Annotated in this window: 13 protein-coding genes and 1 tRNA gene; 9 read left to right on the top strand and 5 right to left on the bottom strand. The window is 38.0% G+C overall.

Annotated elements, in window-relative coordinates; genetic code table 11:
- The first annotated feature begins 2 nt into the window (after positions 1-2).
- From LS48_RS06045 to ribB, 5 genes are all read left to right on the top strand, one after another.
- Entirely contained in the window at positions 3-1,001 is a 999-nt protein-coding gene (locus tag LS48_RS06045; RefSeq protein ID WP_062621019.1) for a hypothetical protein, read from the top strand.
- Between the two features lie 201 nt (positions 1,002-1,202).
- On the top strand, positions 1,203-3,563 hold the full coding sequence (locus LS48_RS06040) for an FtsK/SpoIIIE family DNA translocase (protein WP_062621017.1): 2,361 nt from the start codon (positions 1,203-1,205) through the stop codon (positions 3,561-3,563).
- A gap of 1 nt (position 3,564) precedes the next feature.
- The gene (lolA1, locus tag LS48_RS06035; protein WP_062621500.1) at positions 3,565-4,203 is read left to right on the top strand and encodes an outer membrane lipoprotein periplasmic chaperone LolA1; all 639 of its coding nucleotides are present in this window, start codon (positions 3,565-3,567) and stop codon (positions 4,201-4,203) included.
- 8 nt (positions 4,204-4,211) lie between these two features.
- Positions 4,212-6,218, top strand: coding sequence for an LptF/LptG family permease (locus tag LS48_RS06030; protein WP_317038834.1), 2,007 nt, complete (start codon positions 4,212-4,214; stop codon positions 6,216-6,218).
- Between the two features lie 220 nt (positions 6,219-6,438).
- Positions 6,439-7,587 (top strand): 3,4-dihydroxy-2-butanone-4-phosphate synthase, encoded by a 1,149-nt coding sequence (gene ribB / locus LS48_RS06025; RefSeq protein ID WP_062621015.1) that lies wholly within the window; start codon positions 6,439-6,441, stop codon positions 7,585-7,587.
- Here ribB and LS48_RS06020 read toward each other — a convergent pair.
- The 5 genes from LS48_RS06020 to LS48_RS06005 all read right to left on the bottom strand — a co-directional run bounded on the left by LS48_RS06020 (position 7,584) and on the right by LS48_RS06005 (position 14,157).
- Positions 7,584-8,777: a DegT/DnrJ/EryC1/StrS family aminotransferase gene (locus LS48_RS06020; protein WP_062621013.1), complete on the bottom strand. Its 1,194-nt coding sequence runs from the start codon at positions 8,775-8,777 to the stop codon at positions 7,584-7,586. The genes ribB and LS48_RS06020 overlap by 4 nt on opposite strands.
- 94 nt (positions 8,778-8,871) lie before the next feature.
- On the bottom strand, positions 8,872-9,510 hold the full coding sequence (locus tag LS48_RS06015) for an NAD(P)H-dependent oxidoreductase (protein ID WP_062621011.1): 639 nt from the start codon (positions 9,508-9,510) through the stop codon (positions 8,872-8,874).
- A gap of 94 nt (positions 9,511-9,604) precedes the next feature.
- Positions 9,605-9,976 carry a hypothetical protein gene (locus LS48_RS06010; protein WP_131807699.1) on the bottom strand — a complete coding sequence of 124 codons (372 nt, stop codon included), beginning with the start codon at positions 9,974-9,976 and terminating at the stop codon, positions 9,605-9,607.
- A 35-nt stretch (positions 9,977-10,011) separates the two neighbouring features.
- Complete coding sequence (locus LS48_RS15490) at positions 10,012-10,149, bottom strand: hypothetical protein (protein WP_193392791.1); 138 nt, start codon at positions 10,147-10,149, stop codon at positions 10,012-10,014.
- 117 nt (positions 10,150-10,266) lie between these two features.
- Positions 10,267-14,157 carry a hybrid sensor histidine kinase/response regulator transcription factor gene (locus tag LS48_RS06005; RefSeq protein WP_062621007.1) on the bottom strand — a complete coding sequence of 1,297 codons (3,891 nt, stop codon included), beginning with the start codon at positions 14,155-14,157 and terminating at the stop codon, positions 10,267-10,269.
- 142 nt (positions 14,158-14,299) lie between these two features.
- Between LS48_RS06005 and LS48_RS06000 the strand changes: the two genes are divergently transcribed.
- From LS48_RS06000 to LS48_RS05990, 4 genes are all read left to right on the top strand, one after another.
- Positions 14,300-14,387, top strand: a tRNA-Ser gene (locus LS48_RS06000).
- Between the two features lie 172 nt (positions 14,388-14,559).
- On the top strand, positions 14,560-14,724 hold the full coding sequence (locus LS48_RS15175) for a Lacal_2735 family protein (protein ID WP_045079580.1): 165 nt from the start codon (positions 14,560-14,562) through the stop codon (positions 14,722-14,724).
- 7 nt (positions 14,725-14,731) lie between these two features.
- A complete protein-coding gene (locus tag LS48_RS05995; RefSeq protein ID WP_062621005.1) occupies positions 14,732-15,142 on the top strand; it encodes a DUF2452 domain-containing protein in 411 nt (136 codons plus the stop codon).
- A complete protein-coding gene (locus LS48_RS05990) occupies positions 15,139-15,423 on the top strand; it encodes a TIGR03643 family protein (protein ID WP_062621004.1) in 285 nt (94 codons plus the stop codon). Before LS48_RS05995 ends, LS48_RS05990 begins: the two co-directional genes overlap by 4 nt.
- The last annotated feature ends 56 nt before the right edge of the window (positions 15,424-15,479 follow it).

The raw sequence follows: 15,479 nt of genomic DNA, 5'->3' as shown, positions 1-15,479 counted from the left end.
GGATGAAAAAACTTCTGAAATCTTCCAGTATTGGCTTTTACATCCTGATGCTTTTAGTATGTTTTATAATTGGGCTTTATTTTGCTGTCGCTATCGATGCCGGTAAAAATCAAGGACTCGCGGGGGGTGCAATAGTTGTGGGCTATGGAGTACTTTTTGCGGGAGTGGGGTTTATTGCCTCCTTTTTTATAGCCTATTATGTTGCTACGAAATTGCTTGTTAAAATAAACGTTTTTTTATTAATCCTTTTGCTGGCCGCGATAGGCTATAAATATTTTGAGTTTCAGCAGCGAGATAAACTTCAAAAGGAAGAAAGCGAAAAATTTGACCCTCCATCCACTACTCCAACTTCGCAAACAGAACCATTGGGAATGGCAAAGCTATATTCCCCTCAAGTTAATGACGGGATTCCCCAAAAAATCTTGAATGAAGAAAACAGCGAAATGGGAATGGGATTTTTTTCACCCAATTATTACGAAAGTCCTACACTGTATTTCTACGGAAATCTCAATCTCGAAAAATCCTTGATGGACCACGCTCCCTATGACAGTATCACATTTAAACGAAATAAATTTAACCAATTTGAAATTGCCACCGCTGCCCCATTTTTGGTGCCAGAATATTTAAAATTGGATTATGATAGGCTATATTTTAAAGTGATAAGTGTAAGCGAAAATTTTATTGAAATAGTAGTAAATAAAACCAACGGTCAAACTTCTTATGTAGATAGACGTGCCGGACGATTAATATACTGGCCCGAATTTCTTTTAAGTATGCACTCGATTGAATTTTTACCCTATTCAAAAGAAAAAGTGCGTGAGCGCTCTTTTGAAAATTCCGGCGAGGTAAACACGCCTCACCAATTTATGAGAGCCGTTCAAATTAAAGGTGATTGGATGAAAGTTTTACTCTTAAATGGCAATTTTAAAACCGTTGCAAATGGTTGGATTCAATGGAAACGTGAGGGTAAACTTTTAATAATGTATAATTTGCTGAGCTAGGTTTTTATTGCGCTTACTTACTTTCTCTCACAAATTTTTTAAAAGAAGTAATTTAATTCTCTTTATATACTTTTAAGCGTTCTCCACGTTAAGAGTATTGAACCTTTTCGCTTGAAATTTAAATTTTGAATTTGTTTTTTGTAATTTCAAATTTTCCTCATTGATATTTGTATTTTTGCTGAAAAGACAACCGTTCCATTAATGGCCAAAAAGAAAAAATCAACAACTAAAACACCCCGTAAAAAAATAAGCTTTTCGCTGTCCAAACAACAGAAAATACTTTTAGGTAGCTTTTTGTTTTTGTTGGGATTGGCACTGTTGTTTTCTTTTGTTTCCTATTTTTTTACTTGGCAGGCAGACCAAAGCGAACTTGGTGTTTTGGCAGAGCGCGAATTGCAAACCAAAAATTGGCTCAACAAGTTTGGTGCCAACGTGGCGCACTTCTTCATTTATGACGGTTTCGGGATTTCAGCCTTTATTTTTGCCTTTTTGGTAACCTTAACGGGAATTTATTATTTTTTCGACTATGCCAAAAAACAATTGGCTAAGTTTTGGTTCTGGGGCTTGCTTTTAATGCTTTGGATTTCTGTTTTCTTTGGTTTTTTTGGAGAAAAAACAACACTTTTCAGCGGTATCATCGGTTTTGAAACCAACGACCTCATGCAGGATTATTTAGGTTTGGTTGGCGCTATGCTGGTAATGATTTTTATATTGATTGTCTATTTGGTAGTTCGATTAAAGCTTACGCCCGAAATGGCAATCGATGCTTTTAAAAGCTCCAAAAAACAAATTGCCTCAGAGTTTGTTTCCGATGAAAATAAAACCGACCACAAAACTTCAACAGCAAACAGTGAAATTGAAGATGAAGACGAAGAGAATATTCCCGAACCTTTTATTGAAGAAAAAGTAAGCCCTCCACCTCCCCCGCCGGTTGAAAAAATTATCCTCAAATCTGATGTGGAAGGCGATGTGGAAATGGAAGTGGAACAGGCGGCCGACGAAGAGGAAATAGAAAACCTAAGCGATAAACTTGTAAAAGATTTTGGGGAATTTGACCCAAAACTGGAACTGAGCAATTACAAATTTCCAAGTATCGAGCTCCTGCGCGACCATACCGTGGGCGCTGCCATAACCATCGATCAAGAGGAGCTTGAGGAAAACAAAAACCGAATTGTTGAAACCCTCAGCAATTATAAAATAGGCATCGCAAACATAAAGGCAACCGTTGGGCCCACCGTCACACTTTACGAAATTGTGCCCGATGCAGGTATCCGTATTTCAAAAATCAAAAACCTTGAGGACGATATTGCACTTTCGCTTTCGGCTTTGGGTATCCGTATTATAGCGCCGATTCCCGGTCGCGGTACTATTGGGATTGAGGTGCCGAATAAAAATGCAAAAATTGTTTCCATGCGTTCGGTGATTGCTTCGGCTAAATTTCAAAATGCCGAAATGGAACTTCCCATCGCTTTTGGAAAAACAATAAGCAATGAAACCTTTGTGGTAGATTTGGCGAAAATGCCGCACATGCTTATGGCAGGAGCCACGGGACAGGGAAAATCGGTCGGGCTGAATGCTGTATTGACTTCGCTTTTATACAAAAAACACCCTGCGGAAGTGAAATTCGTTTTGGTAGATCCAAAGAAAGTGGAACTGACGCTTTTCAACAAAATTGAACGTCATTATTTGGCAAAATTGCCCGACACCGAAGAAGCTATTATTACAGATACCGCAAAGGTTATCAATACATTGAACTCCCTTTGTATCGAAATGGACGCCCGTTACGATTTGCTGAAGGATGCCATGGTGCGCAACATTAAGGAATACAATACAAAATTCAAAAACCGAAAATTGAACCCCAACGAAGGGCATCGGTTTTTGCCGTACATCGTTTTGGTGATAGATGAATTTGCCGATTTAATTATGACCGCGGGAAAAGAAGTGGAAACGCCCATTGCACGTTTGGCGCAGCTTGCGCGGGCGATCGGAATCCATTTGATTATTGCTACCCAAAGACCTTCGGTAAACGTAATTACAGGTATTATAAAAGCCAACTTCCCTGCGCGTATTGCTTTTAGGGTAACCAGTAAAATAGATTCCAGAACCATTTTGGACAATTCGGGTGCAGATCAGCTTATTGGCCGTGGTGACATGCTTTACACCCAGGGCAACGAGTTAACACGTATTCAGTGCGCATTTGTTGATACGCCCGAAGTAGCAGATATTACGGAATTTATCGGTTCACAAAAAGCATATCCCGATGCACATTTGCTGCCAGAATATGAGGGCGAGGAAGGTGGCACAACTCTTGATATTGACATAGAGGAACGCGACAAACTCTTCCGTGAAGCCGCAGAAGTATTGGTGATTGCACAGCAAGGTTCCGCATCTCTGTTACAGCGAAAGTTGAAACTGGGATACAATCGGGCTGGAAGAATTATCGATCAAATGGAAGCGGCAGGCATTGTGGGCCCCTTTGAGGGCAGTAAGGCACGGCAAGTCTTGGTTCCAACAATAGATGCGTTAAACCAACTTTTAGATAACGAACAAAATGACAATTAAAATGCAAAAATTAGGTATTCTTTTAATCGCTCTTTTTATCACTACTTTTTCTCAGGCACAGGATGCGAAGACACTTTTGAAAGAGGTTTCAGCAAAAGCAAAGAGCTACGATAACATTTCAATCGATTTTAAGTATAATTTGAATAATTCAAAAGAAAACGTAAACCAAGAAACCCGTGGCGATGTTACGCTACAGGGCGATAAATATGTTTTGAACATGCTTGGAACCACCCGTATTTTTGACGGAAAAAATATTTACACCATTGTTCCCGAAGATGAAGAAGTAACCATTTCGGCTTATAATCCAAAGGATGACAAGGAAATTACCCCTTCAAAAATGTTGACATTTTACGAAAAGGGCTACACCTATAAAATGGACATTGAGCAAAATGTGAAGGGCAGAAAAATTCAGTATATAAAGCTTATACCAATTGATTCAAAAGCTGAAATAAAAGACATACTATTGGGTATTGATGTACAAACGAAGCATATTTACAAGCTGATACAAACTGATGACAAAGGCACAAAATATACCCTTACCGTAAATTCATTCAAAACAAACCAACCCGTTTCCAAAACCTTGTTTACTTTTGACGAGACCAAATATAAGAAAGACGGCTACTACATAAATAAGCTATAGCAGCATAAGTGAAAATACTGGACAGGTACATATTGGTTACATATTTGAAGACGTTCTTGAGCGTCTTCATTATTTTAATGTTCATATTTGTGCTGCAGACCATTTGGCTCTACATTTCCGAACTTGCCGGGAAAGATTTGGATGTTTGGATTGTATTGAAATTTCTCTGGTATGTTTCGCCGCGATTGATTCCGCTGGTATTGCCGCTCACCATTTTGGTGACTTCGTTAATGGTGTTTGGAAGTTTTGCGGAAAAATATGAATTTGCCGCCATGAAATCCACGGGAATTTCCTTGCAACGCGCTATGGGTAGCGTTATCGGTTTTATCATCGTACTTTCCATAACCGCTTTCTTTTTCGCAAACAATGTTATCCCCTATTCCGAATATAAATGGCAGAACCTGCGGCGGAATATTTCGCAGTTTCAGCCTTCCATGGTTATTTCTGAGGGGCAGTTCAGCCAAATTGGCGATATGTTCAATATCAAAGTTGAGAAGAAATCTGGCGACCGCGACCAGTTTTTAAAAGATGTGGTAATTCATAAAAAGAATGAAACAAAACCCAATGGAAATTTTACGGTAATCATTGCGAACAACGGGGAGCTCGCCAGTGAAGAAGGCAGCAATACGCTTTCGCTAATTTTAAAGGAGGGAAATTATTACGAGGAAATCCAGACCAAAAATCCAGGGAAACAAAAAGGCGAACCCTTTGCAAAGAGTTATTTTGACGAATATTCCATCAATATTGACCTTACTGAACTGAACAATAAGGACATTGATAAGGAGAACAATCTCAATAATCAAAACATGTATAACATCAGCGAATTACGTGTGGAGATTGATTCGCTTTCAGAGAGTTATTCCACCGATATCCAGTCTTACACCAAGAATATGTACTATCGCAGCGGTGTAGAAAAATTTAAGGAAAATAAAATTAGTGATTCTGCAAAACCTCCCGCAATAAGCTCCATTCTTGAAATTTATAATCCAGCCCATCAATTGCAAATTGTAAAACTTGCACTAAACAATGCCAAAGGAACCCTACAAACCGTGGATGCAAAAAAGGTAGAATTTAAAAATAAAACCAAAAGACTGAACAAAACCGAAATAGCATTGCACGAAAAATATGCTTTGGGCATTGCTTGTATTATTTTGTTTTTTGTGGGGGCACCGCTTGGTGCCATCATTAGAAAAGGTGGAATGGGCTTGCCTATGGTTGTAGCAATTCTACTATTTTTAACCTACCACTTTATCGGTATTTTTGCCAAAAACAGTGCAGAGGATGGCACAATGCACCCTTTTATCGCTACTTGGCTAAGTACTGCGATTATGCTTCCTTTGAGTATTTGGCTCACCTACCGCGCAACCACAGACCAAGGTATTTTTGATTTTGATTCATTTATGCAGCGTATTGGGCGACTGTTTGGTAAAAAGAATTCAGAGGAAGCTACCGAGAAAGCCAAAATTACCATCTTGCTCACACAGCAAGAAAAAGCATTAATTTTATCGAGGACCGAAACCCAACTTAAAGATATTGTAAAAAACTACAGGCAGTACGGCTATTCTGAAGAAGTTAGAAATGCAGCCCTACAACAGCTAAGTTTAAAGGGTTATACTGAAATGGAACTTAAAATGAGTGGCGATTTTGAGAATAGAGAATATTCCTCGGCACTTCAAAATTTTAAAGAATCTTCAAGTTTTTCAAAAAAAGCATTGGTTGCCTATTTTGCTTCCATCGTCTGTGTTTTAGGAATGATTTTATTTAATAATATAGATTTAGTAGCATCTGAAACACTAAAACTAATCTCTCAACTCGGGCAGATTATTTCGTTAATTGCGTTGTACATTTTTGCAATTAAATCGCTTTTAAATAGTTCAAAATTTTATAAAGTTTTAGGAAAAGATCAAGATACCGGCGCCTGGATAATTTTTATGTTGTTAGGCCCCGTTATTTATGTGTTTCTTCACTTTAACCATATAAAGAAAATGAAGGAGGAACTACAAATGATAAATTAGGTTTCTTTAGCATTATATCCATCCTAAAACTGAAATTGCTCTCACTGACTTGCAACCTTCTCTTTTTCTGAAATTTGTGTTTTATCTATTACTACTTCAAAACAACAAATCGAGCGGAGCATTATAATAAGACGGTTACTTTTAAAATAGCCAAAGTAAACTGGTTTGCAATGGCTAATTATAGAGGTTTCTATTATCTTTGCACCACATATTTAAAGCTATGATTTCCACAGAAAAAGAAAATTCCATTAAACTCAACACTATTGAAGAAGCCATTGAAGATATTCGCAATGGAAAGATAATTATTGTAGTTGATGATGAAAATCGGGAAAATGAAGGAGATTTTATTGCCGCCGCCGAAATGGTGACGCCAGAAATGATCAATTTTATGGCAACCCACGGAAGGGGGCTTATTTGTGCGCCTTTAACCGAGGATAGATGCAATGCCCTCGATTTGAATATGATGGTGGAAAACAACACCGTATTGCACCACACCCAATTTACCGTTTCGGTAGATTTGATTGGTCACGGTTGTACCACGGGCATTTCGGTCCACGACCGCGCAAAAACCATAAAAGCCTTGGTTGATGAAAATACAAAAGCCAGTGATCTGGGCAGACCGGGACATATTTTTCCGCTTCGCGCTAAGCAGGGTGGCGTTTTGAGAAGAACCGGACATACCGAGGCCGCAATCGATCTTGCACGTTTGGCAGGATTAAAACCTGCGGGTATTTTGGTTGAAATTTTAAATGAGGATGGCACGATGGCGCGGCTACCAGAATTGATGAAGGTTGCCAAGAAGTTTGATTTGAAACTCATTTCCATCGAAGATTTGGTAAAATACCGCATGGAAAACGATTCCTTAATTGAAAAAAAGGAAGATTTCAAAATAAATACAAAATTTGGGGATTTTAGGCTTCGCGCATACAAACAGACCACAAACGACCAAATTCACATCGCGCTTACAAAAGGTTCGTGGAAAGAAAATGAACCCGTACTGGTTCGCGTAAACGCAACTTTGGTAAATGGCGACATTTTGGGAACGCTCACCAACAACGCCGAACAGAAGTTGGATGACATGTTCAACGTAATCAACGGGGAAGGGAAAGGCGCTATTGTTTTCATAAACCAGCAGAGCCAATCGCTAAATCTCTTAAACCGTTTAAAAGAGCTGAAAGAAGCCCAAAAACCAAACGAAATTGCCAAAGCTCCGCGTATTGAAATGGACAGCAAGGATTTTGGAATTGGAGCCCAAATTCTTCACGATTTGGGAATCCATAAAATCCGCCTTATTTCAAACAGCGAGCAGACCAAACGTGTTGGGATGATTGGGTATGGTTTGGAAATTACAGAGTATGTAAACTACTAAAGGACTGAGGCAATCGCGTTTTTCATAGCTTCTGCCCTATCCCTTACCTGCTTTTCGGACCAACCAATCTTTATAAGTGAGGAAATAGTCCTGCCCATAACGGCATCACTTTTTGAAAAATCGGTATTGTTCAGATCCTGCATTTGGTTTTTCACTTCAGAAGGAAGATTTCCTAAAGATTTCAGATTTCGCAAATGTTCCCAACCGTTTATATAATGCCAGTTGTTGGTGTACCAATAAAAACAGGCATCTACGCCATTCTCTGATAAAGCTTTATGGGCCTTTTTAGCTAATTCTTCCGTAGGAAGGAAAAAATTCAAAAACGAATAGTTTTCCTCACCGCCTTCGGGAACCGTTCGGAAAGTTACCCCATCTACGGTTTCCAATGCTTCGCGAAGAATTGTATAATTTTCCTTTTGAGTCCTTAAAATTCCATCTAGTTTGCCCAATTGCGCCAAACCGACAGCGGCATTCAATTCGGAAATTCTATAATTATATCCCATAAAAGGGTGGCTTTCCGCGCCGCGGTCCTTCCCAACATGGTCGTGTCCGTGGTCTTGGTAATGGTCTGCGTGTTTTGCGAATTCTGCATTGTTGGTAATTATCGCACCGCCTTCGCCACAGGTAATGGTCTTTACATAATCAAATGAAAAACAGCCCAAGTGGCCGTAGCTGCCCAATGGTTTCCCTTTATATGTACCGCCGGGAGCTTGACAGGCATCCTCCAAAAGAATTAAGTTATACTTTTCGCAAATTGCCTTTAAGGCATCCAAATCTGCCATCGAGCCGCACATGTGAACGGGCATTACACATTTGGTTTTTGAAGTGATTGCAGCTTCCACGGCTTTGGGGTCAAGAGTAAGGGTGTCGTCAATATCCACCAAAATAGGAACCGCTCCTAAGGCCAAAATAGATTCAAAACTCGCCACGAAGGTGAAGGTGGGCATAATAACCTCATCGCCCGCACCGATGCCTGCCGAGGCCAGGGCAACGGTTAAGGCCGCCGTTCCGCTGGAAACCAGTTGGCTATATTCAGTGCCCATTCTTTTGGCGAAGGCGGTCTCAAACTCTTTGGCCTTCCAATGGTTGTTGCGCATACCGTCAAAGCCGTAGCGCATCAATACGCCTGTTTCCAACACTTCGTTTACCTGCTTGCGCTCCTCGGCGCCAAAAATTTCAAATCCGGGCATAATTTTTTTTTTTCTGTTTTATTTATATAAGCTCTAATATCAAAGGTAAGAGTTGCACGTTCAGCCTAAAATTTTGTAGCTAAAATTTTCAAAATTAATTTATTTCGATAATTAGCTCATCCACGCCGCGGCGCACTTTTTTGAGGTTGATGAAAAAGTCAGATTCATCGCGGTAGCCCACAGGAAGTACAATTACAGATTCCAGCCCCTTTTTGTCCAAACCCAATAGTTCATCGTATTTCTTCGGCTGAAAACCTTCCATGGGGCAGGCATCTATTTTTTCAACAGCACAAACTGTTAGCAATGCCCCCAGGGTTAAGTAGAGTTGGTTTATCATCCAATCCTTTATTTCCTCACTATTCTTTTCAGAAAAGGAAGCTATCAGATTTTTCTCAAATGGCTCTAAAATGGTGCGTGGCGTATTTCGCTGTCCTTCTACCCTTTTGAAATGGTCTATTATAAAATTTTCATTAATTTTTTTTTCAACGCACAATATTAAAACGTGCGAGGCATCGCGAACCTGTGGCTGGTTGTAGGTAAGCGGCATCAATTGGGCTTTCAATTCGGCGTTGCTGATAACCACCAATTTTAAGGGCTGAAGACCGTAGGAGGTTGCGGTAAGGTTAAAGGTTTCCTTTAATATATCCAACTTTTCTTCTGAAAGGATTCTCGACGAATCGAACCTTTTGGTGGCGTAGCGCCATTGCAGTCTCTCAATTGTTTTTGAAGGCATTTGAAAAAAATGAATTAGTATGAATCACAAAAATAGCGATAAAAATATTGAACTTTTACCGCTATCCTTTTGCTACTAATTAAACAATTAAAAATTAACCTCCACTTCCATATACTTCTTCGCAGCGGTTCCAGGTGCTTTCCATGTCTTCTTCTAATTCTTGTACTCGTTTATTAATACGAGAATTGAGCGTATTTTTTTCCTCAGCAGTGCAGCCTCCGTTTGAGTTCATCCAGCTCTGTCTATTTTTTAACGACTGTATATATTCTTCGGTCAATCCCTTTCTAATTAAGCACGCCTCCAATGATTGTGTATTTCCGTCATCATCCTTTGCATTGGTCATTTGATAATTGTAGGTTGTTTGCCAAGAATCCAAAGTATCTTCTACATCAATAAAACAATCGCTTTTACCCGCATCCTCCAATCCACAAGAGATAAAGAACGTTAGGACTCCAGCTAATAACAATAATTTAGAATTCATATTTCTTAGGTTTTAAGTTTTTACTTTTTTAAAATTTTTATGGTCTTCATCACTTTATTTTTTAAAAGAATTTTCAATTCATAGTTGCCTTGTTTAAGATGGTCGATGCTCATATAAATAACATCGTCTTTTTTATTGGTATCAGTTGAATTTTTCATCTATGAAGCCATTTGTTAAAACCAAAATTAGCAGGAATGATAAGCTGTGGGTAGCAGAAATGTTCCAAAACATACAAGATATGTTTCAGCCTTTAAAAAGCTTACTGTTTTTAGTAATTATGCTTTGTTTGAAAGATATTCGTTGGGCGTGCAGTTATACTCTTCCTTAAAACATTTGCTGAAATAGGAAGGTGTATTGAATCCTACTTGATAGGCTATTTCTGAAATTGAGGCATCAGATTCCTCGAGCAAACGGATGGCAAGCTTTAATCGTTGCGAGCGGATAAATTCACTTGCAGACATTCCGGATATTGCTTTCAATTTACGGTGAAGTTGGGTACGGCTCATGTGCATAAGCTTTCCAAAACGTTCACTTGTGAAATCTGGTTCAGTAATGTGTTCATCCAAAACAGTTTGCAACCGCTTTAAAAAATCACTTTCGGTAGAAGTTATTGATAATTCAGGTTTGATGCTTAAAGTTTTACTAAAGTGCTTTTGAAGTTGCCTTCTATTTTCGATGAGTTTTTCAACCCTAATTTTCAACTTTTCACTCTTAAATGGTTTGGTTACATAAGCATCGGCGCCGGTTTTTACTCCTTCAATCTCATTCTCTTCGCCCACTTTTGCGGTCAGGAGGATTATAGGAATGTGACTAGTAAGTTCATTAGTTTTAAGGGTGTTGCACAATTGGATACCGTCTATCTCGGGCATCATAATATCGCTAATTATCAAGTCTGGCATTTTTTTTAATGCTTTTGAAATGCCTATTTTCCCATTCTCCGCTTCTATTACTTGATAATTATTCTTAAATATTGAAATTATAAAAGCACGTATATCCGCTTCGTCCTCGACTACCAATAACAGTGGATTTTCCCTTTCAACACTTTCAACTTGTGGACTGATTTGGGGTTCTTTGTTTTCTATTTGGTCATCAAAAACCAAAACCTCATCTTCAAAAGCTGAACTATCTATAGGAATAGAAACAGTAAATTGAATTTTATTGTCATCGATATTGTTTGCGATTATGGTACCGTTTGAAAGTGTAACCAATTCTCTCACTAGAGCGAGACCCACTCCCACTCCTTCGGAAAGTTTATTGTCTTGATAAAATCGTTGAAATAATTTGCTTAAATCTTTCTTACCAACAAAATCACTTTGATTGATTACTGAAAGCACCAATACCCCCTCTTGATTACTCGCTTCAAAAACAATAGTGCTGCTTTCCGGAGAATATTTTATTGCGTTAGACAATAGATTTGATACAACTTTTTCAATTATATCGGTATCAAACCACACATTTTTCAAATCTTTAATACTGCTGGATATCGCAATGTTTTTTTCAGCTGCTTTGTATTGAAAGGCACTTATAAGCTGCTTGAGCAAAATAGCCAGATTTCCTTGTTTAATGGTTAATTTACGTTGCCCGGAATCTATCATAGACAAATCGAGCATTTGATCCACCAAACCCACCAACCGGTCTGCATTCTGCTTAACCAATGACAATTCCCTCTTATCTTCTTTGGAAAGTTTTGTTTTCGCCAATTGATTTTCAATCGGCCCAGAGATTAGTGTAAGTGGTGTCCGGAACTCATGCGAAATATTTGTATATAATTTGGTTTTAAATTCATCCAGTTTTTTCAAGCGTTCGGTTTCTTCATGTTCCAATCGCAGTTGAGCTTTTATTTCCCAGCGCCATTTTAAATACCTATAAAGATAAAACCCAAAAAGAACTGCCAAAAGCGCATATGCGCCTTTCGCCAAGTTGGTTCCATACCAAGGCTTTAAAATTGTAAATGAATACGTTGCGGGGTCAGTATTCCAAACGCCATCATAATTGCTTGAGATAACCTGAAATTCATAATCATTGGGCGGTAAATTTGTATAATGGGCAAGATTACTGTTACCCGCGGCAATCCAATCGGCATCGTTATTTAAGAGTTTGTATTTGTACTGGTTGCGCTCAGGCTGCGAAAAATGGAGGGATGAAAAAGTAAACGTTACTGTATTTTCAGTATGCTGAAGCTTTTGACTGGGCACAAGTCTTCTATCTCTGTTGAAGACTTCAAAGCCTGAAATAACTGTTTTTGGCTTTATAGGATTAAACGACAACTGGTTGGGGTTAAACCAATTGATGCCTTCCAATCCCCCAAAATACAGTATGCCGTTTTCATCTTTAAAATAAGCGCCCGTATTGAATTCAAACGCTTGCAGCCCGTCATAATTACTATAATTTTCAATTACGGAAATAGTGTTATTATGAAACTTTAATTTTGAAATACCTTTATTGCTGCTCATCCATAAATAGCCTTCTTTGTCTGGCAAAATTCCGTAAACAACATTGTTGGGCAACCCTTCATTGGTTGTGAAATCTTGAACGCTTTTTTCTTGGGGATTTAAAACTTGGAGGCCATCGCCATTGGTTCCAATAAAGAGCGATGTGCCATTGAAATATAATGATTTTATGCTGCTATTTATATCTTTTACTTTTTCAATCTTGTTGCTTTTTATATCTAATTTGAATAATCCATCGGTTTCGGTACCTATCCAAAGTTCATTGCCTTTACCCTTTTCAATCGTTCTAATATTGTTTGTGGTTAGTTTTGAATTTTTGCTGTTGTATTGTTGAATAATTCCTTCGCCTTTATCAAATAGAATAAGTCCATGATCTCTAGTGCCCAACCAGATTCTATCATTTTCATAATTATAAATTTTCCATATCGTGAAGTTTTCAGTTTGCTTAAATGAAGTGATTTTTCCCTTTGCATCCATTAATTGTAAACCAAAGGTTTGGTGACCTATCCAAAGTTTTTCATCGCCAAACAATAAACTCATTACCCTATCTCCCAACAGCTTGGAATTTTGAGCCGTGTAGGTATAAAAATCTTGCTTATCAATATTTAATCGGGTCAATCCCTTTCCGGAAGTACCTACCCAAATATTGTTTTCGGAATCTTTAGCAATTGCCCTAATTACATCAACATTCACATTTTGTGGAACTTGATCGTTTGTAAGTACGTTGAATTTAACTAAATACTCATCATAATAGCTGAGGCCAGTACCGTCAGTACCTAACCAAATGGTGCCGGTATTGTCTTCAAATAAACTTAGAACGTCATTATAATGCAGTGCATAGGGATTATTTTTATCCTCGGTAAAATTCTGGATGGTTTTCTTTTCAAAATTCACCAAATAGACCCCCTTGCCATAGGTTGCAATCCACAATTGGTTGCGTTTATCAACAAGAAGATCTTGAATTATTAAATTTTCAGGAAGTATCGCATTTCCAAATCCTTTGAATTGTTGAAAATGTGATTGGTTTTCTTTTTTAATAAAAAGTCCCTTTCCTGAGCTCCCTAGATAAAGACTATTATCAATAGCTTGCGAAACTGCACTAAAATTTGTTCCCGATATAATTTCCCTAAAAATATAATGACCATTCTTTATTTCGAAAAAACCATTGTTTGTAACAGCTAATATGGTTTTATCTTTCGTTTCGAAAAAATTATAAACGGTGCGTTGGGAATCTTTTGGTTTTAAAAATTGAATGGTGTCCTTGGTTTGATGGTTTATCCTGTAAATCCCGTTTCCATACGTTCCCAAAAAATAATCTAAACTTTCACTTTGAATAAGTGTACTTATCTTATTGACAGTACTTATAACATTAAAAGTATCGTTCTCTGTATCGTATTTTTGAAGTATCCCCGAATTGGAAACAATCCACAATTCTCCGTTTTTTGCTACATAAATTTTACCGAGTTTACTAAATGTGGGCCGGGTTACGTCTTCAAATTGTATGTCAAAATGTGTAAAATTTCTTCCATCATATTTGTTGAGTCCATCTTGGGTTGCAAACCACATAAACCCTGTACTGTCCTGCGCGATACTAACCACACTATTTTGAGATAATCCTTGCTCCACGGTAAGTTCACGAAACGCCACTTGCTTCTTGCTTTGGGAAAAACCGAAACATGAGATAAGGAAGATTAAAAGCAAACTGAAGAGTTTCATTTATAGCTGGTTTGTGAATTAAAGTTACTAAAAATATTGGGTTAAGCAGAAAGCAGTGGTGGCTGCTTTAATATTTGAATAAAAAGTTTTAAAAAAAGCTTTAAAAAATCAAAAAAAGCTTTCTATATTTGCACCCGCTAATGGAGAAATGGCAGAGTGGTCGATTGCGGCAGTCTTGAAAACTGTTGAGGGTAACACCTCCGGGGGTTCGAATCCCTCTTTCTCCGCCAAAAGCCCGTGAACAAGTTGTTCACGGGCTTTTTTATTTTTCAACTACCCTTTCCATTTCAAACAGTCCATTAAAATTAACTAAACTTTTTGTTTAACATTTTTATCAATCCATTAAACGTTTTGTATCTTCACACAATATAAAATGATTACGACCCTACTAAAAACGATACTATGTTTGGAATGTTTAAAAAGAAATCAGAAAAGGAAAAATTGCAGGAAGAATATCAAAAACTCCAAAGTGAATCCTTTAAGCTCTCAACAACCAATAGAAAATTGAGTGATCAAAAAGCATTTGAGGCCGAAGAAGTGATGAAGAAATTGGAAAAACTCAAATAATTCAATAATGACCGAAGAGAAAAAACCCGATAACGTAGTTTTCAATACAGATACAAATCGTTACGATGCTGCACTAAAACCTTATGCAACTTCCGTGGGTGCGCCGGTGATTACAAGTACCGATACCACCGCTTGGAAAAATAGGAGCATTAACAAAACCAATCATAAATTAAACGCCAAATACTTGGAACTGAAAGCGGAATATGAAAAAATGACGAGGGAGTTTGAGTATAACAGTCTTATTTTCAATTCGCATTTTAGTTTTGAACCTGTTATTGGCGAAGTTTATCATCTTTATAAAAGGGAAAATGGAAAAAATTTTCTTTCACTCATTGCTCCCGATCAGTGTAATTTTAATCACCTTGGCAGCTTTTATCTGAGCGTCGATCAAACCTGGGAAAAAGTGGATAAACTATGATTGGCGAAGATTTAACAGATAGACAATTGGATCGAATCATCGAAATGGCCTGGGAGGACCGCACGCCTTTTGAAGCCATAGAATTTCAGTTTGGATTCCCCGAGAAGGAAGTTATAAAAATAATGCGTGGCCATTTAAAAGAAAGTAGTTTCAGGCTTTGGCGCAAACGCGTTAATAGTGGCGTAAGCCAGAAGCACCTCAAAAAAAGAAGTTCTGAAATAAGCCGTTTTAAATGCTCACGGCAAAAAGCCATTTCCGGAAACAAGATAAGTAAAAGATAGCACAGCTATTTTTCTAAAATAAATTACCTCTTTCATTTTTAAGGCTCGCCAAAATT

The organism is Aequorivita aquimaris (assembly GCF_001573155.1).
Taxonomy (GTDB): Bacteria; Bacteroidota; Bacteroidia; order Flavobacteriales; family Flavobacteriaceae; genus Aequorivita; species Aequorivita aquimaris.
The sequence above is the reverse complement of the archived record's forward strand: the minus strand, read 5'-3'. Positions and strand labels throughout refer to the sequence as shown.